Raw genomic sequence first — 16,074 nt, 5'->3', positions numbered from 1 at the left:
CGCGTGTGAGACCTCCACGTCCCGCGGGTCGTAACGCACGATTTATAACGGCGGCAGCGGAAGGTGTCCCAAGACCATGCCGAGTTCCAATGGGCCAGAAAGCGACTCGCGACAAGCTCTCGAACAAACCCCGCAACCGCGGCACCTCCCCGCCGCAGCGAGCGATCCAGGAGTTCGACGAGGGGTCGCAGGTCCACCTCAAGATCGACCCGAGCGTCCCCAAGGGCCGCTTCCACCCGCGCTTCGACGGCCGGACCGGCACCGTCGTCGGCAAGCAGGGCTCCGCGTTCAAAGTCGAGATTCCGGACGGCGGCAAGACGAAGACGCTCATCGTCACCGCCGCCCACATGCGCGCCCAGCAGAACTGAGATGACAATCTTCAAAGAGAAGCTCGACGAGGAGTACGTCACCACCTCCGAGGCGAAGGAGATCCTCGTGGAGATCGAAGACGAGCGCGCGGAAGACGAGGACCGCGACCTCCGCTACGAGCTGGCCCGCGCCATCGAGCACGTCAATCGGTTCGCGGACCTAGACGCCGACGAGTCCCGCGATCTCGTCGAGGAGCTGACCGAGCTCGACCAGATCGACGTGCCGACCGCGGTGAAGATCACCGACCTGCTCCCCGAGGACCGCACCGAGCTCCGCTCGGTGTTCGCCCAGGAGCGCTACTCGCTCGACGGCGAGGAGCTAGACGAGATCCTCGACGTCGTCGCGAAGTACGCCTGAACGCGTCCCGCTCGGCTCGACGGGGCGACCCGCCGACGCGCTTTCTCTCGGACCCGGCCGCGCGAGCCGGACGACCCGCACTCCGTTTCGCGAGCGACCGCGCGCGGTCGCGGAGCGCGCGCCGGACCCGGACGCATCCGCCTCGCCAGCGGTTTTTTCACCGCCCGGAGCGATAAACGATACATGGACCACGCCGACGGCGACGGGACGCCGGCCGACGATCGGAGCGGGGGCGACGCCGCCGCGGACGCCGGAGAGCCGCGGGCGAGACGACGCCTCCGGCGGCGACGGCCCGACCGCCGTCCTGCTCGACGTGTTGCCGAACGGGCGCCCGGACGACGACCCGTAAGTCGCCGGTGGCGTACGGGCTGGGGGCCGACTCGTTCGCCTGTACGAGCTATCGCTCGGAGACGACGCGGACGTCTCCGTGGGTGACCGGATCGCGCCGGACGGCCCGGACGTCGGCCGCTACCGAGAGGTGTCGTTCGACGACCTCACCCGGAACGCGGCCGCGGAGGTCGAGTACGCCGTCGAGGCGATAGTCGACGCCGACGAGGAGCGGTTCGTGGACTTCTACAACGAGGCGGGACCGATCACGCTCCGGCTCCACCAGCTGAACCTGCTGCCCGGGATCGGCAAGAAGCTGCGGAACGACCTCTTAGACGAGCGGAAGCGGGGCCCGTTCGAGAGCTTCGACGACGTCGAGGAGCGCATCTCCGGGCTTCACCGCCCGCGGGAGGTGATCCTCGAACGGATCGTCGAGGAGATCCGCGAGGACGACCTGAAGTACCGGACGTTCGTCGGTCGCGAGGAGTGAGTCGGACGGGACGGGCGCTCCGCCGCCGGGCCGACGCCGGCCGACGCCGGCCGCAGCGCCCCCGAAACGAGACTTTTACCCGAACACCGCGTGTACCCCGGCCATGACCGACTCACCGGCGGGCGAGGCGTCCGCTACGGGGGCCGCGACCCCGACGCGCTCGCGAGGCGCGCCGGCTCGCGCGCGGACCCCGACCGCGACCAGCACTTCCTCGTCGACGACCGGGTCCTCGACCGGATCCCCGGCTACCTCCCCGACGACGCCGACCGCGGCCACCTCTTGGAGATCGGCGGCGGCGCGGGCGCGCTCACGGACCGCCTGCTGGCGACGGCGACCGCGGCCGCCGGAAGTGGCGACGGCGCAGCGGCCGACACGGACGCGGAACCGGGGCGCGTGACCGCGATCGAACGGGACGGCGCGTTCGCTGACTTCCTCCGCGAGGAGTTCGCGGCCGCGGTCGCGGACGGGCTGCTCGCGCGGGCGCGCTCACGGACCGCCTGCTGGCGACGGCGACCGCGGCCGCCGGAAGTGGCGACGGCGCAGCGGCCGACACGGACGCGGAACCGGGGCGCGTGACCGCGATCGAACGGGACGGCGCGTTCGCTGACTTCCTCCGCGAGGAGTTCGCGGCCGCGGTCGCGGACGGGCTGCTCGACGTGGTCGAGGGCGACGCGCTCGACGTCGATCTCCCCGAGTTCACCGCCTGCGTCGCCAACCTCCCGTACGGCGTCTCCGGAGATCGCCTTCCGGCTGCTGCCGGAGGAGCGGCCGCTCGTGTTGATGTTCCAGCCGAGTTCGCGGAGCGCATGGTGGCGTCCGCGGGCGAGTCCGAGTACGGCCGGCTCTCGGTGTCGGCGCAGCACTACGCCGACGTGGAGATCGCGGAGCGCGTCCCGAAGGAGGCGTTCGACCCGCAGCCCGCGGTCGAGAGCGCGGTCGTGCGGTGTACCCCTCGCGACCCGGACTACGTCGTCGGGGACGAGGCGTTCTTCCTCCGGTTCGTCAAGGCGCTTTTTACCCAGCGGCGGAAGACGGTGCGGAACGCGGTGCGGAACACGGCGCATATCTCCGGGCTGGACGACCCCGAGGCGGTCGTCGACGCGGCCGACGAGGAGCTGCTCGGCAGCCGCCCTGGCACGCTGGAGCCGGCGGCGTTCGCCGCGCTGGCGGAGCTGGCCCGCGACCGCGGCTCCCCGACGGAGGCGTGAGATGACCGGGTGGATCGGCCTCGTGACGGAGCTTCAGCGCGCGCTCGCGGGCAACTTCGAGCGGTTCGCCGCCTCCGTCGGGATCGTCGCCGGCGTGCTGGCGGTCCGGTACCTCACCGGGCGGCTGAAACGCGGCGACGAGGACCTCAGTTCGACGCGCCGCCTCCTGCTGTCGACGGCGGTCGGGGTCGCCACAGCGGCGGGCGCGCTCACGCTCATCGCGGTGTGGGACCGGAGCGGCGCCCTCTTCGAGGCCGCGCGGTCGACGCTGACCGCCGATCAGGTGTCGAACGTCGTCCTCGCCGTGATCCTCCTCGCGATCGCGTACGCGCTCACGGACTTCCTCGGCGGGGTCATCCGAGAGATCGGGGCCGAGAGCGCGTCGGTCTCTCAACACCAGCAGGAGGTGATCCTCCGGATCACGCAGCTGACAGTCTACACGACCGCGCTGGTCGCCGTCGTCGGGCTGTTCACCGACAACGTCGGCAGCCTCCTCGTCGGCGCGGGGTTCCTCGGGATCGTGGTCGGGATGGCGGCCCGCCAGACCTTGGGCGCGATCCTCGCCGGCTTCGTGTTGATGTTCTCCCGGCCGTTCGAGGTCGGGGACTGGGTCGAGGTCGGGGACCACGAGGGGACGGTGACGGAGATATCGATCATGAGCACGCGGCTCCGGTCGTTCGACGGCGAGGTGATCACGATGCCGAACGACACCGTTCGCTCCGGGTCGATCGTCGACCGATCGCGGCGGAACCGGCTGCGGATCGAAGTCGAGGTCGGCGTCGACTACGACAGCGACGTCGAGCGCGCGGCCGCCGTCGTCGAGGAGGCGGTCGCGGGCGTCGAGGACGTCGCGGAGATGCCCGAGCCGAACGCCGTGACGAAGCGCTTCGACGACTCGGCGGTCGTCCTCGGGCTCCGCTACTGGATCCGCAACCCCAGCATGCGGAAGCGCTGGCGGACGCAGACCGCCGCGATGAACGCGATGAAGGACGCGCTCGAAGACGAGGGGATCGTCATCCCGTTCCCGCAGCAGACGCTCTCCGCCCGCGCCGAGGGCGCGTCCGGACCGCAGTTGGACGCGTCCGTCGAGGGGCGCGCGGCGCGACGCGACGGATCCGAGAGCCGGACGGCCGGCGACGCGGGGGACGGATCCGAAGGGTCGACCGACGCCGACGCGGTGGACGAGGACTCGACCGACGGCGACGCGGAGGGGGACGGATGACCGGAGACGACGGGCTCGAGCGCGGCGACCTCGCCGCGCGACGCGGCCTCGACGACGTCACCGTCTACCAGCCCGCGGAGGACTCCGGGCTGCTCGCGGAGGCGGCGGTCGCGGAGGCGCACGGACGCGTGCTGGAGGTCGGCACGGGGTCGGGGTGGGTCGCCCAGCGGGTGGCGGCCGAGCGCGACCTCGACGTGGTCGGCAGCGACCTCAACCCGCACGCGGCGCGGCAGGCCCGCGAGCGCGGCGTCGAGGCCGTGGTGGCCGACCTGCTCTCGCCGTTCCGCGCGGACGCGTTCGACGCGGTGTGTTTCAACCCCCCGTACCTCCCGACGGACCCCGACAACGAGTGGGACGACTGGATGGAGCACGCGCTCTCGGGCGGCGAGTCGGGCCGCGAACTCATCGAACCGTTCCTCGCGGACGTGGGTCGCGTCCTCGCGCCCGACGGCGTCGTCCTCCTCTTGGTCTCCTCGCTCACCGGGTACGACGAGGTGCTCGCGCTGGTCGACGAGGCCGGCTTCGGGGCCGAACCGGTCGTCGAGGAGTCGTTCCCGTTCGAGACGCTCACCGTGGTGGCGCTGCGGCGCGCGTGACTCTCCGCGGTGAATTACCATTAAGCATAACGCGCATTAGCAAATATTATACGACGGCATATCCAACGGTCGGTAATGACCGAACGTGTCGCGGCGACGCCGGGGCTGTATCCGCTTCCGGACGGGGCGAAAGAGACGCTCTCCGACCTGAAGGGTCACCAGAAGGGCGACCTCCTCAGCGGCGACGAGAGCGAGGCGATCGTGGCGGAGTACGACGAGGTTCGCGCCGAGTACGTCGACGATCAGCTGGACGCCGGTCTCGACCTGATCTCCGAGGGGCAGGGCCGGTGGGACGACATGATCGCGCACCCGCTGACCGTCAGCGACGCCGTCGAGACCGGCGGTATCGTCCGGTACTACGACAACAACAACTTCTACCGCGACCCGCGCGTCGTCGACGACCTCGGCTTCTCCGGCGACGTGGCGGGCGAACTGGAGAAGGCCGACGACCTACTGGCCGAGGCGGACGGCGCCGCGGACGCGTCGCTGGCGGCGACGCTCCCCGGGCCGTACTCGCTGGCCGACCTCGCGACGGACGAGCGCTACGGCGACGAGGCCGATTTCCAGGCCGCGATCGCGGGGTTCCTCGCGGACGAGGTAGACGCGTTCCCGGCCCACGAGACGCTGTTCCTCCTCGAACCGTCGCTCGTCACGAACCCGCCCGCCGAGGGCGAGGAGGAGCGCGCGACGGACGCTATCGCGACGGTGGCCGACGCGACCGACGCCGACGTGGTCGTCCAGACGTCCTACGGCGCGCTGGGCGAGAAGCTGTACGCCCACCTCGTCGACGAGGCGGGCGCGGACGCGATCGGACTCGACCTCGTCGCCGGCGACCGCGACGACACCGTCTACAACGTCCAGGAGTTCGGGTCGACCGACTCGCTGTCGCTCGGGCTCGTCGACGGGCAGAACACGCTCGTCGAGGGGCCGGAGACGGTCGCGGAGCGCGTCGAGTGGTTCGAGTCGCAGATCCCGCTTGAGGGGTTCGACCGGACCTACCTCACGCCGAACACGGAGCTGTTCTACCTGCCGACGAACAAGTACCGCGAGAAGCTGAACACGCTGGCCGCCGCCGCGGAGGTGCTCGACTGATGGTCCGAAACCCCGAAGCCAACCGCGACCAGTTTCGCCCGGACGACCACCCGAACGACGCGTTCCTGCTCACGACCGTCGTCGGCTCGTACCCGAAGCCGAAGTGGCTCAACCGGGCCGACGATCTGGTCGACGACCCCGACTCGAAGTTCGACGAGTCGGACCTCGAAGAGGCCCACGACGACGCCTGTCGGCTCATCACCCACGAGCACGAGCGCGCCGGCCTCGACACCGTCGTCGACGGCGAGATGCGCCGCAACGAGATGGTGGAGTTCTTCGCGGACCGAATCGACGGCTACGAGTTCAACGGCCCCGTGAAGGTGTGGGGCCACAACTACTTCGACAAGCCCTCGGTGGTCGAAGAGGTCGAGTACGACGAGCCGTGGCTCGTCGACGAGTTCGAGTTCACCGCCGGCGTGGCCGAGCGCCCGGTGAAGGTCCCGATCACGGGCCCGTACACCCTCGGCTTCTGGGCGTTCAACGAGGCGTACCCCTCCACCGAGGAGCTCGTCTACGACCTCGCGGACCTCGTCAACGAGGAGGTCGAGAAGCTCGTCGAGGCCGGCGCGCGCTACATCCAGATCGACGAGCCGGCGCTGGCGACGACCCCGGAGGACCACGCCATCGTCGGGGAGGCGCTCGAACGCATCGCCGCGGGCATCCCCGAGGAGGTCCGGATCGGGCTCCACGTCTGTTACGGCGACTACTCGCGGGTGTACCCCGAGGTCAACGACTACCCGATCGACGAGTTCGACATCGAGCTCTCGAACGGCGACTACGAGCAGATCCCCGTGCTCGAAGAGCCGGAACTCGAACCGGACCTCGCGCTCGGCGTCGTCGACGCCCACACCGCCGAGGTCGAGTCCGTCGAAGAGATCAAGGAGAACATCCGGCAGGGCCTCCGCGTCGTCCCGCCGGAGAAGCTCACGGTCTCGCCCGACTGCGGGCTGAAGCTTCTCCCGCGCGAGGTCGCGTACGGGAAGACCGAGAACATGGTGACCGCGGTCCGAGAGATCGAAGCCGAGATCGACGCCGGCGAGATCGACCTCGATAACCCGCTGGCTGACGACTGAGGCGGCGCCGTCGAACCACTCTTCTTGGGCTCGTCGCTCTCGGTTCAGCGGAACATCCGGATTGCGTCCGAACGTTTACTACGGCGGGCACACGCGGTGTCCATCGTGAGCCACGTTCGGTTGCTAGCGAACCCCCTCGTTCGATGGGCGATCGCCGTCCTCTATCTCGGTACGTCGCTGTTCTTACTGATCGTTGCCGGTGACCTGCCGAAGCCGGATCAGATCGCCGTGACGATCGCCTGTGTGATCGGGTTCTTCGTGGTCCCGATAGCGCTGAAGGGGTACGCGAGTTCGGCGCCTGAAGAGTACTGACGGACCCGACGCGGAATCGCCGCACCGCGGGCGTCGCGGGCGACCCGCTCTGACCCCGTGGCCGGAGGGAAACCTCACCGGCGCTACCGAGCCGGCGACACCATTTATCCGATCGCCGCACCCACCGCCGACATGGACATCGGTCTCACCGTCGGCGACGACCTCGACCGGCTCGCGGCGTCGCCCGCGCGGTTCGACTTCTGTGAACTCGGGATCGGCGAGCCGACGCTCGTGCCGGGCGAGGTCGACCCGGAGCGGCTCGCGGACGCGCTCGCCGGCCGCGACCTGCTCGTCCACCTCCCGTACGGCCAGCGGCTGGCGACGTACGTCCCGGAGGTGAACGACGCCATCGTCGCCTACCAGCGGCGGCTCCTCGAAGCGGCCGGCGACCTCGGCGCCGAGAAGGCGGTCCTCCACGCCACCTCGGCCGACCGCGACGACGTGGAGTTCCGGGAGACCGCGGCCGACCAGCTCCGACGGGTCGCGGCGGCCGGCCGCGAGGCGGGCGTCGAGGTCGTCGTCGAAAACGTCGGCCACCAGCACGCGGGGCTTCAGCTCTCCGTCCTCGGTGACCTCGCCCGCGAGACGGACACCCCGGTCTGCTTCGATATCGGTCACGCGTACATGGAGGGCGGCAACAAGGCGATACGGCGGTTCCTCCGGAGCCACGGCGACCGGGTCTCGCACCTCCATTGTCACGACGTCCGCCGCCGCGGCGACACGCACCTTCCGGTGGGCGCCGGCGAGGTCGACTACGACCTCGTCGCGTCCGAGCTCGACGGGTTCGACGGGACGGTCGCCCTCGAGGTGTTCACCGACGACGAGACGCTCCTCGTCGACTCCGCCGAGCGCGTCGCCGGCCGGCTCGGCGCGTCGTTTTGAGACCGCGGCTCAGTTCGTTCGGTCGTCCGGGCCGTCGGCGTCCGAGCCGTCCTCCGCGTTCGCCGTTCCGCCGGCGTCACCCGACCCGTCGGCCTCCGCGTCGACGCTCTTCTCGCCCGCGTCCGAGCCGGCGTTTCCGTCGACCTCGGCGCCGTCGTCCGCGTCCCCCTCGACGCCGTCGATCTGGCGCTTTATCGACTCCAGTTCGGACTCGACGTCGACCTCCGGGGGATCCGCGTCTCCGGACGCTCCGTCCGCGGAATCGGCGTCCCCGTCGCCGGGTCCGGTCACGTCTATCTGAACGGGGTCGCCGCCTCGGTCCGCCCCCTCCTCGTTCCGGTCGCGGCTCCCCTCGTCGCGGTCGCGGCTCCCCTCGCTCCGGTCTCGGGTCCCGTCTCCCTCCGGCCGCCGGTCGCGGGCCGCGTCCGCCTCTCGGCGCCCCTCGTCGATGCGGGACTCGATCTCCGCGGTGAGGTCGCGCGCGTCGGCGATGATCGAGCGCGAGGCGGCCTCCTCGGGGAGGTCGGCCTCCGAGAGCGCCGTCCGGAGCTCCGAGAGCGACCGCGAGAGGCCGGCGGTCGCGCCGTCGCGGACGTCCGCGAGCCGGTCGCCCGCGCCTTCTGTGCCCTCCGCCACGCTCCGGCTCGGGTCCGCGAGCCGGAGGGTGCCCCGAAGCAGTTCGAGCGACTTGATCGTCGTCTCCAGCAGGGCGATCACCGTCGGGATGGTGTACTGCTCGGTGAACCGGACCAGCTCCGAGAGCCGGGGCGGCCGCGGGGGCCCGCGGCGGTCGCGCTCGGTCTCGCGCAGGTCGGCGCGGAGCTCGCCCAGCACGTCCTCGAGCTCGTCGAGCCGCTCTTCGAGGTCGTCGCCGTCGCGGCGGTCGCGGGAACTCATGACGCCCGCTACGGCGCGCGCGAATAAAAAGCCCGGCAGCGGTCGCGCCCGGACCAGACCGCCGCCTCGGCGCCGGTCAGAATCCCTCGCGAAGGAACGTCCGCCGCGGCGGGAAGAGGGCGGCGAGGTCGGTCGCGAGGCCCTCGCCGGCCTCGTCGTCGACGTCCAGCGCGGCGTGCGCCCGGAGGTCGTCGACGTCGCGGTACCCCGCGTACAGCTGCGAGAGCGCGCCGACCCCCGCGGTCACGTCGGCGTCGTCGCGGGCGGACGCTCCGGGGTCGCTCCCGGCGTCGACCCGCTCGGCGTCGACCGCGCCGTCCGCGACGGCCACCCGGATCGGTCGGTCGTGCCAGTCGACGAGGGGGTCGTCGACCGCGAGGGTGAACCGGGCTTCGAGGGCGGGGTCGGGGTCTACCGCCGCCAGCGCCGCGGCCGCGTCGACGAGGCGGAACATCGGGCCGGCGCGGACCTCCTCGGTCACCGCCCGCGGGTCGTCGACCCGGTCGAGGAGGCTCACGTCGACCGGGAGCCGGAGCCTGACGCGCTCGACCTGCGAGTCGTGGTCCCGACAGAACCGGAACACCTCGTCCCACGCGGCCGGATCACGGACGGCGGCGTCGGAGACGACCATCGCCGTCCCGTCGCCCTCGTCGCGCCCGGTGAACGTGTACGACAGCAGCGCGCGCAGGTCGCCGTCGCGTTCGAGGCCGTAGACGAACGGGTCGGTCTGCCACCCGCGGAGGGTGCGCTCGCGCCACCACGCCGCCGTCCGCGCCATCGTGAAGTCGTACCGGTCCGCGGTCGCGGCGAGGAGGTCGGCGGCCGCGTCGTAGTCGTCGGCGTCGAGCCGCCGGAACTCGCCCGCGCCGTCGGTCCCGCCGCTCGCCTCGGCCGCGAACGCCAACTGTTCGGGCGGGGCTTTCACCGATCGGTACCGGCTCACCGTCTCCCAGCCGTATCGGCGGTAAAACGGGTGCTCGAAGGGCCACAGCACGGAGAAGCGCACGTCGTCGCCTCGATACTCGGTGAGCGACTCGCGGAGGAGCCGCTCGACGTGCCCCTGTCGTCGGTGTTCCGGCGGGGAGGCGACGGCGGAGAGGCCGGCCGCGTCGCGGTCCCGCCCGCGGATCCGGAGCGCGAAGTCGTGGTGGCCGCACACCGCGACGGCCTCCTCGCCGTCGAACAGCCCGCGGTACGCCGCGAGGTGCTCGCGGTCGTCGTCGTCGGCCTCGGGGTCGTACGGCCCCCGCTCGGGAGAGAAGGCGTACCGCATGAACGCGCTGAACTCGTCGTCTCGCTCCTCGGGGAAGGGTCGGTAGTCGAGGTCGCCCATACGCCGTCGGCACCCGGGAGCCGCATAAGCCTTCCCGGCGCCTGCGCGTGGTTCGCACGCCGCCGCCCGCGGCGGACCGCGCCATCCGCCTCAGTCGAAGCGCCCGCGGCGGTACTGGACCGGCCACTCGACGTCGGCGCCGAGCTCGTGGGCGGCCTCAAGCGGCCAGTAGGGGTGCCGGAGCAGCTCGCGGCCGAGCGCGACGAGGTCGGCCCGCCCGTTGCGGACCAAGGCGTCGGCGTGGGTCGGCTCCGTGATCCCGCCGACCGCGGCGACGGGCACGTCGGTCCCCTCGCGGATCGCCTCCGCGTACGGCACCTGATACCCCGCGCCGGCGCTCGGGATCTGCTGGTCCGGGTGGATCCCGCCGCCCGAGACGTCGATCAGGTCGGCGCCGGCCTCCGCCAGCAGGGGGGCCAGACGCACCGAATCGTCCACGTCCCACGAGTCGCGGTCGGGGAGCCAGTCGGTCGCGGAGATACGGACGAAGACGGGCTTCCCGTCGGGCCAGACGTCGCGGACGGCCGCGACGACCTCGCGGAGGAGCCGAGTCCGGGCCTCGAAGCTCCCGCCGTACCCGTCCTCGCGGTCGTTGGTCACCGGCGACAGGAACTGGTGGAGCAGGTAGCCGTGGGCCGCGTGGACCTCCGCGACCTCGAAGCCGACGTCGCGCGCGCGCTCCGCGGCGGCCGCGAACGCGTCGATCACCTCCTCGATCCCGTCTCCGCCAAGCCGGCGGGTGTCGGTTGACTCGCCCTCGTCGACGTCCGGGTGCGGGTACGGCTCGTCGGTCGCGGAGACGGTCTCCCACCCGTCCGGGTCGTCGGCGGGGACGGGGCCGCTCCCCTCGGTCGGCGGGCGGTGGGAGGCCTTCCGCCCGGCGTGGGCCAGTTGGATCCCCGGGGTCGCCCCCTGCGACCTGACGAACTCGACGATCGGTTCGATCGCCTCGGCGTGCTCGTCGGACCAGATCCCGAGGCAGTTCGGCGTGATGCGGCCGCGGCCCTCCACGGCCGTCGCCTCGGTCATCACGACTCCCGCGCCGCCGGCGGCGCGGGCGCCGAGGTGGACCCGGTGCCAGTCGTTCGCCAGCCCGTCCTCGGCGGAGTACTGGCACATCGGGGACAGCATCACGCGGTTCCGGAACTCGGTCTCGCGCAACGTGAGCGGCGTGAACAGGGTGTCTGTCACGGGCGGGCGAACGACCGCCCCGAGCTAAGGCCCTCCGATCCCCCGCGCGGATCGCCGCGGCCGATTTAGGCCGACCGAAATCTATATGCCCACCGGTCCCCGAGCGGATTGTAATGACAACGGGAGACCGGATCGAGCGGGACGCCGAACCGGCGGCCGACGAACGTCCGACCGTCGCCGCGACCCGCTGTTCCCAAGAGCGGACCGTCTTCACCGAACAGGGCAACACCGACGCGTGGATAGCGACCGACCTCACGGTCGACCTCGAACGGTAACGTCGCCGTCGAACCCGCCCTCCGCGCCTTCCCGGCTCGCCGTTCAGCGGCGACTCACTCCTCGGAGCGCAGCGTCTCTCCCGGCGTCCCCGAGGCGCGCGGCGTCGACGCCGCGCGCGCCGTCGGGTCCCGGTCGCGGCGCTCCGCGACGAGCGCGCGGATCCGGTCGAGTATCGCGTCGTAGCGCCCGCGGTCGGATCCCTTCTCGAAGTAGGCGTCCGCGCCGGCCCCGAACGCCGCCGCCTCGCTCTCCTCTCCCGGACACGTCGTGTAGAAGACGACCGGCAGCCCGCGCCCCGCCTCGCGCAGCCGCTCGGTGAGTTCGACGCCCGACCCGCCAGGGAGACGCTGCTCCGTCACGACGCAGTTGACGGCGACGCGCTCGCCGTCGACCTCGACGCCCGTCGCGACGGCGTCGAGCGCGTCCGCGAAGCGGTCCACGGAACGCACTCGGACGCGGTCCGCGAGCCGTCGCGCGAACGTGTCCAGCAGCTCCGCAGAGCGGGGGTCCGGCTCGACGTGGAGCACGGTGGTCGGCTCCTCGTCGACGGACTGATCGGTGAGCGGTTCGGATCGGTCGGTGGCCGCGTCTGCGCGCGCGTCGGACGGCGGTCGTGTGTGGTCGGTCATTGGTTGTGGCGGCGGGCGACAGCTCAGCGGGAAGCGGCTTACTACGAGAGTTGTGGTTTTTCTTCGATCGTTGTTCGGGCCGAAGCGGGGATAATAATTGCGCGATCACCGTTGTCACGGCTCGTTTTGCCGATTAATCGGTGGTACAACCGGGAAAACACGCGGACTCGTCCGGAGTCGACGCGGGGGCGCGAGACCGCCGTTCGCTACGCGAACAGGTCGCGCGCCTCGCGGACCGCGTCGACGAGCGCGTCGACCTCCTCGACGGTGTTATAGAAGTAGAAGGAGGCGCGCGCGGAGGCGGCGACGCCCATCTCGTCGTGGAGCGGCTGGGTGCAGTGGTCGCCGGCGCGGATCGCGACGCCGTAGTCGTTGAGGATGCTGGAGAGGTCGTGGGCGTGGACGCCGTCGACGTTGAACGCGACGAGGCCGCCGCGGTCGTCGCCCGGCGGGCCGTATATCTCGACGCCGCCGAGCGCCGCCAGTTCGTCGTAGGCGTACTCCGCCAGCAGGTCCTCGTGGGCCTCGACACGGTCCATCCCGACCTCCTCGAGGTACTCTATCGCGGCCGCGAGGCCGACCCCCTGCGCGATGGAGGGCGTCCCGGCCTCGAACTTCCACGGGAGGTCCTCCCACGTGGAGTCCTCGAAGGAGACGCGGCGGATCATGTCGCCGCCGTAGAGGTACGGCTGCATCCCCTCTAAGATCTCCTCGCGGCCGTAGAGGACGCCGATCCCGGTCGGCCCGCACATCTTGTGGCCGGAGAAGGCGAGAAAGTCGACGCCCAACTCCTCGACGTCGACCGGCCGCGTCGGCACCGACTGCGCGGCGTCCGCGAACATCAGCGCGTCGCGGTCGTGAGCCATGTCCGCCAGCTCACCGATCGGGTTCACGGTGCCGAGCGTGTTCGACACGTGGACGACCGACACCATCTCCGTGTCGTCGTCGATCAGGTCGGCGGCGTCGTCCATGTCGAGTCGCCCCTCGTCGGTCACGTCGATGAACCGCACGTCGGCGCCCGTGCGCTTACCGATCTGCTGCCAGGTGACGAGCGAGGCGTGGTGCTCCATCTCGGTGAGGACGACGTTGTCGTCCGGCCCCAACTCTTCGAGGCCCCACGCGTAGGCGACGAGGTTCATCGCCTCGGTGGTGTTCTTGGTGAACACGATCTCCTCGCGGCCCGCCGCGCCGACGAAGTCGGCCACCGCGTCGTGGGCCTCCTCGTAGGCGACGGAGGCCTCCTGGCTCAGCTGGTGGATCCCGCGGTGGACGTTGGCGTTGTAGCTCCGGTAGTAGTCGGAGATGGCGTCGACCACCGGGTCGGGCGTGTGCGAGGTCGCCGCGTTGTCGAGGTAGACGAGGGGCGTGTCGTCGCCCTCGCCCTCGCCCGCGGTCTCCGGGTCCCCGCCGACCCGTCGTTCGAGGATCGGGAAGTCGGCGCGGAGCGCCTCCACGTCGAACGGATACTGTTCTTGAACTCCCATTACCCGTTATCAGGCCCCGAGCACTAACACACCTTCGGTCCGGTACGTCTTGCGGGTACCGCAGACGCGGAGAATCGGCCGGTTCGTGACGGTTTGCGTCCCGAGATAGCCCCGCCTCGAACGGTCTCCGCCCGCCTACTTTCCCCAGTCCGGGTTCGCCCGCGGCGGCGAGAAGATGTCGTAGCCGACGGCGGGCTCGTCGCCGCGGTTCTCGGCGGCGTGGGGCTCGTCGCCGGGGATCACGTACGTGTCGCCCGCCTCGACGACGCGCTCGTCGCCGTCGACGACGAAGGTGACCGCTCCGGCCGTGATCAGCCCGATCTGCTCGTGCGGGTGGTCGTGTTCGGGCACCGCCTCGCCCGGTCCGATCTCGAACCGCTGGATGCTCGTCTCCTCGCCGACGGCCCCCTGCGTGAGGAACACGCCGTCGACCGCCTCGACCGCCTCGACGTCCGCGTCGGGTACGACGTCCATACGCCCTCCCGCGACCCGGAGGTACCTAAATCCGCGGGCACGGGCAGTCGGCGCCGGGGCGACCGACGCGGCGCGCGGTGCCCGCGCCCGCCCTCACGGGAAGGGGTGGTACGGGCGGTCGAGCGCCGGCTCGTACCCCATCGACCGCGGCACCTCGCTCGCGCGGTCGCCGAAGAACGGGTCGCCGGTGAAAAGCGGCTGCGCGCCCGGGACCAGCACCCGGACCGCCTCGAAGCCCAGCGCCGCGAGGTCGCGGGTCGTCACCCGCGCGACGTAGGGGTCGAGCCCGACGCCCTCGACGCGGTCGACCGCGGCCGTCAGCTCCTCCGTCCCCGACAGCGCCGGCTCCCCGAGCCCCTCGGCGGAGACGGTCGCGTCCGGGTCGAAGAACGCCGCCGTCTCGGCGGGCAGGTCGGCGTGGTGACCGATCGCCGCGCCCTGCTCGTCGGCCGCCTCCCGGCCCATCGACCGGAGTTCGGTCCAGTTTTGCAGCGCCTCCGCGAGCGCGCTCCGCGCCGCCGCGGCCGGGTCGAGGTCGGCGCCCGACCCCGCGGCGAACCGCGGCCAGTCGCCCTCGCGGCTGACGCCGACCGCGACGACGGGCACGTCCACGTCGGTCGTGACGAGCAGCGGCGTCACCGACAGCGACTCCGCGCGCGCCCGCTTCTCCAGCGCCGCGAACCCCGGGTGGTCGACGTCGAGCCCGAGCGGCTCCGTCGTGGAGTACCAACTGGTCATCGTCGCGTCGCGCTCTATCGTCTCGTAGAGCCCGGACAAGGCGGCGTCCGGCCCGGAGCTCCCGAGTCCCAGCCCGGTCGTGATCGGCGGGCGATACCGGTTCTCCGGCGGCGGGAAGCCGACGAACTCCGCCGGGAGGCTGGCCGGCTCGCCCGTCCCGAGGCGCTCGCCGCGGACCCACGGGAGCCGGTCGCCGCGGTCGTACGCCTCGGCGCCGTCGGGCCGCACGAACGCGTCCGGGGTGACGGGACTCGAGACGTTCGCGGCCGGCGCGCGCGTGAACTCGGCCTCGCGGTAGACGCCGGCCGCGTACCGCTCTAACCCCTCCCCGAGCGCCTTCATGAACGCGGCGTCCCAGTCGGCGGCCGCGCCGCCGCCGAAGTCGGCCGCGTCGGCGTCCGAGAAGGGCGTCGTGTCCGCGATCCGCGCGACGTAGTACGGCAGCGGGAACGACTCCTGCTCGCCGGCCTCGCTCAGGGCGCCGACCCGGCGGTCGACCGCGCGCTCCGCTCGGCCGATCGCCTCGTCGAGGTCCCGCTCGACGTCCTCGCGCGGGAGCGCGTCGCCCGGGTCCGTCCCGCAGTCGCACCCGGGGGCGGGCAGGAGCGTCCGCTCGGGGCCGGGCACCTCGACGACGGTGTCGGTCACCGGGTCGCCGGTGAACAGGCGGATCGCCCGGCGGCCGGCCACCGCGCCGGCGTAGCGCACGGCGGACCGGCGGCCGGTCGGCGCGTCGGCCGGCTCCGCCCCGCCGCTCCCGACGCGGGCGCGAAGGCAGTCGTAACAGGCGTCGTCGAAGACGGTCACCGCGGCGTCGAGGCCGTCGAGCGGGACGCCGCCGAGCCCGCCCACCTCGACCGCGATCCACCGGTCGAGCAGCTCGTTCGCGGCCGCGAACGCCGCCGAGCCGGCGGTGTCGACGACGACTGCGGCGTCGAACCCGTCGAGTAACTCCGCCTCGACGGGCATCGCGTTCACGTCGACGTCGCCGAGCGCGGCCGCGGCGGCCTCGACCGCGGGACCGTCCCCGACAAGTCCGATATCCATACTCGGTGGACGCGAGGCGACGGAAAAAAGCCGCGGGTCCGCGGCGCGCGCCGGCGCGCCGACGGGACCCGGAGAGC

Annotated in this window: 16 protein-coding genes and 3 pseudogenes; 12 read left to right on the top strand and 7 right to left on the bottom strand. The window is 71.9% G+C overall.

Annotated features, from left to right (window positions below; genetic code table 11):
• Window positions 1-76 precede the first annotated feature (76 nt).
• The 11 genes and pseudogenes from KI388_RS11085 (at window position 77) to KI388_RS11035 (ending at window position 7,928) form a co-directional block, all read left to right on the top strand.
• A pseudogene (locus tag KI388_RS11085) lies at window positions 77-368 on the top strand (50S ribosomal protein L21e).
• 1 nt (window position 369) lies between these two features.
• The gene (locus KI388_RS11080; protein WP_215086685.1) at window positions 370-726 is read left to right on the top strand and encodes an RNA polymerase Rpb4 family protein; all 357 of its coding nucleotides are present in this window, start codon (window positions 370-372) and stop codon (window positions 724-726) included.
• Window positions 727-909: 183 nt separating this feature from the next.
• Window positions 910-1,543, top strand: a pseudogene (locus KI388_RS11075) (DUF655 domain-containing protein).
• 90 nt (window positions 1,544-1,633) lie between these two features.
• Window positions 1,634-2,017: pseudogene (locus KI388_RS11070) on the top strand (16S ribosomal RNA methyltransferase A); the annotation flags it as partial.
• A 98-nt stretch (window positions 2,018-2,115) separates the two neighbouring features.
• On the top strand, window positions 2,116-2,751 hold the full coding sequence (locus KI388_RS11065; protein WP_215086684.1) for a 16S ribosomal RNA methyltransferase A: 636 nt from the start codon (window positions 2,116-2,118) through the stop codon (window positions 2,749-2,751).
• A 1-nt stretch (window position 2,752) separates the two neighbouring features.
• On the top strand, window positions 2,753-3,973 hold the full coding sequence (locus KI388_RS11060) for a mechanosensitive ion channel family protein (protein WP_215086683.1): 1,221 nt from the start codon (window positions 2,753-2,755) through the stop codon (window positions 3,971-3,973).
• Complete coding sequence (locus KI388_RS11055; RefSeq protein ID WP_215086682.1) at window positions 3,970-4,569, top strand: HemK2/MTQ2 family protein methyltransferase; 600 nt, start codon at window positions 3,970-3,972, stop codon at window positions 4,567-4,569. Before KI388_RS11060 ends, KI388_RS11055 begins: the two co-directional genes overlap by 4 nt.
• Window positions 4,570-4,644: 75 nt before the next feature.
• A complete protein-coding gene (locus tag KI388_RS11050) occupies window positions 4,645-5,661 on the top strand; it encodes a 5-methyltetrahydropteroyltriglutamate--homocysteine methyltransferase (RefSeq protein ID WP_215086681.1) in 1,017 nt (338 codons plus the stop codon).
• The gene (locus tag KI388_RS11045) at window positions 5,661-6,734 is read left to right on the top strand and encodes a methionine synthase (protein WP_215086680.1); all 1,074 of its coding nucleotides are present in this window, start codon (window positions 5,661-5,663) and stop codon (window positions 6,732-6,734) included. Before KI388_RS11050 ends, KI388_RS11045 begins: the two co-directional genes overlap by 1 nt.
• Before the next feature lie 105 nt (window positions 6,735-6,839).
• Window positions 6,840-7,046 carry a hypothetical protein gene (locus KI388_RS11040; protein ID WP_251133144.1) on the top strand — a complete coding sequence of 69 codons (207 nt, stop codon included), beginning with the start codon at window positions 6,840-6,842 and terminating at the stop codon, window positions 7,044-7,046.
• Between the two features lie 132 nt (window positions 7,047-7,178).
• Window positions 7,179-7,928, top strand: a complete 750-nt coding sequence (locus tag KI388_RS11035) for a sugar phosphate isomerase/epimerase (protein ID WP_215086678.1) — start codon at window positions 7,179-7,181, stop codon at window positions 7,926-7,928.
• Window positions 7,929-7,937: 9 nt separating this feature from the next.
• On the opposite strand, the gene KI388_RS11030 is transcribed toward KI388_RS11035, so the two are convergent.
• The 3 genes from KI388_RS11030 to KI388_RS11020 form a co-directional block, all read right to left on the bottom strand.
• Window positions 7,938-8,825, bottom strand: coding sequence for a hypothetical protein (locus tag KI388_RS11030; RefSeq protein WP_215086677.1), 888 nt, complete (start codon window positions 8,823-8,825; stop codon window positions 7,938-7,940).
• A 76-nt stretch (window positions 8,826-8,901) separates the two neighbouring features.
• Window positions 8,902-10,158 (bottom strand): GNAT family N-acetyltransferase, encoded by a 1,257-nt coding sequence (locus KI388_RS11025; protein WP_215086676.1) that lies wholly within the window; start codon window positions 10,156-10,158, stop codon window positions 8,902-8,904.
• A 90-nt stretch (window positions 10,159-10,248) separates the two neighbouring features.
• A complete protein-coding gene (locus KI388_RS11020) occupies window positions 10,249-11,349 on the bottom strand; it encodes an NADH:flavin oxidoreductase/NADH oxidase (protein ID WP_215086675.1) in 1,101 nt (366 codons plus the stop codon).
• A gap of 113 nt (window positions 11,350-11,462) precedes the next feature.
• Here KI388_RS11020 and KI388_RS11015 point away from each other — a divergent pair, with 113 nt between their 5' ends.
• Window positions 11,463-11,624 carry a hypothetical protein gene (locus KI388_RS11015; RefSeq protein ID WP_215086674.1) on the top strand — a complete coding sequence of 54 codons (162 nt, stop codon included), beginning with the start codon at window positions 11,463-11,465 and terminating at the stop codon, window positions 11,622-11,624.
• A 54-nt stretch (window positions 11,625-11,678) separates the two neighbouring features.
• On the opposite strand, the gene KI388_RS11010 is transcribed toward KI388_RS11015, so the two are convergent.
• From KI388_RS11010 to KI388_RS10995, 4 genes are all read right to left on the bottom strand, one after another.
• The gene (locus tag KI388_RS11010) at window positions 11,679-12,254 is read right to left on the bottom strand and encodes a response regulator (RefSeq protein ID WP_215086673.1); all 576 of its coding nucleotides are present in this window, start codon (window positions 12,252-12,254) and stop codon (window positions 11,679-11,681) included.
• Between the two features lie 206 nt (window positions 12,255-12,460).
• Window positions 12,461-13,738: a SufS family cysteine desulfurase gene (locus KI388_RS11005; RefSeq protein WP_215086672.1), complete on the bottom strand. Its 1,278-nt coding sequence runs from the start codon at window positions 13,736-13,738 to the stop codon at window positions 12,461-12,463.
• A gap of 135 nt (window positions 13,739-13,873) precedes the next feature.
• Window positions 13,874-14,212 carry a cupin domain-containing protein gene (locus KI388_RS11000; protein ID WP_215086671.1) on the bottom strand — a complete coding sequence of 113 codons (339 nt, stop codon included), beginning with the start codon at window positions 14,210-14,212 and terminating at the stop codon, window positions 13,874-13,876.
• Between the two features lie 93 nt (window positions 14,213-14,305).
• The gene (locus tag KI388_RS10995; RefSeq protein WP_215086670.1) at window positions 14,306-15,997 is read right to left on the bottom strand and encodes a YcaO-like family protein; all 1,692 of its coding nucleotides are present in this window, start codon (window positions 15,995-15,997) and stop codon (window positions 14,306-14,308) included.
• Window positions 15,998-16,074 lie beyond the last annotated feature (77 nt).

This window comes from Halorubrum sp. 2020YC2 (assembly GCF_018623055.1).
Lineage (GTDB): Archaea > Halobacteriota > Halobacteria > Halobacteriales > Haloferacaceae > Halorubrum.
Note: the sequence above shows the minus strand (reverse complement) of the source record. Positions and strands in the feature narration are given on the sequence as shown.

Coding starts and splice junctions, on each gene's coding strand:
- KI388_RS11080 (WP_215086685.1), top strand. CDS start 370: ATGACAATCTTCAAAGAGAAGCTCGACGAGGAGTACGTCACCACCTCC.
- KI388_RS11060 (WP_215086683.1), top strand. CDS start 2,753: ATGACCGGGTGGATCGGCCTCGTGACGGAGCTTCAGCGCGCGCTCGCG.
- KI388_RS11055 (WP_215086682.1), top strand. CDS start 3,970: ATGACCGGAGACGACGGGCTCGAGCGCGGCGACCTCGCCGCGCGACGC.
- KI388_RS11050 (WP_215086681.1), top strand. CDS start 4,645: ATGACCGAACGTGTCGCGGCGACGCCGGGGCTGTATCCGCTTCCGGAC.
- KI388_RS11045 (WP_215086680.1), top strand. CDS start 5,661: ATGGTCCGAAACCCCGAAGCCAACCGCGACCAGTTTCGCCCGGACGAC.
- KI388_RS11035 (WP_215086678.1), top strand. CDS start 7,179: ATGGACATCGGTCTCACCGTCGGCGACGACCTCGACCGGCTCGCGGCG.
- KI388_RS11030 (WP_215086677.1), bottom strand. CDS start 8,825: ATGAGTTCCCGCGACCGCCGCGACGGCGACGACCTCGAAGAGCGGCTC.
- KI388_RS11025 (WP_215086676.1), bottom strand. CDS start 10,158: ATGGGCGACCTCGACTACCGACCCTTCCCCGAGGAGCGAGACGACGAG.
- KI388_RS11015 (WP_215086674.1), top strand. CDS start 11,463: ATGACAACGGGAGACCGGATCGAGCGGGACGCCGAACCGGCGGCCGAC.
- KI388_RS11010 (WP_215086673.1), bottom strand. CDS start 12,254: ATGACCGACCACACACGACCGCCGTCCGACGCGCGCGCAGACGCGGCC.
- KI388_RS11005 (WP_215086672.1), bottom strand. CDS start 13,738: ATGGGAGTTCAAGAACAGTATCCGTTCGACGTGGAGGCGCTCCGCGCC.
- KI388_RS11000 (WP_215086671.1), bottom strand. CDS start 14,212: ATGGACGTCGTACCCGACGCGGACGTCGAGGCGGTCGAGGCGGTCGAC.
- KI388_RS10995 (WP_215086670.1), bottom strand. CDS start 15,997: ATGGATATCGGACTTGTCGGGGACGGTCCCGCGGTCGAGGCCGCCGCG.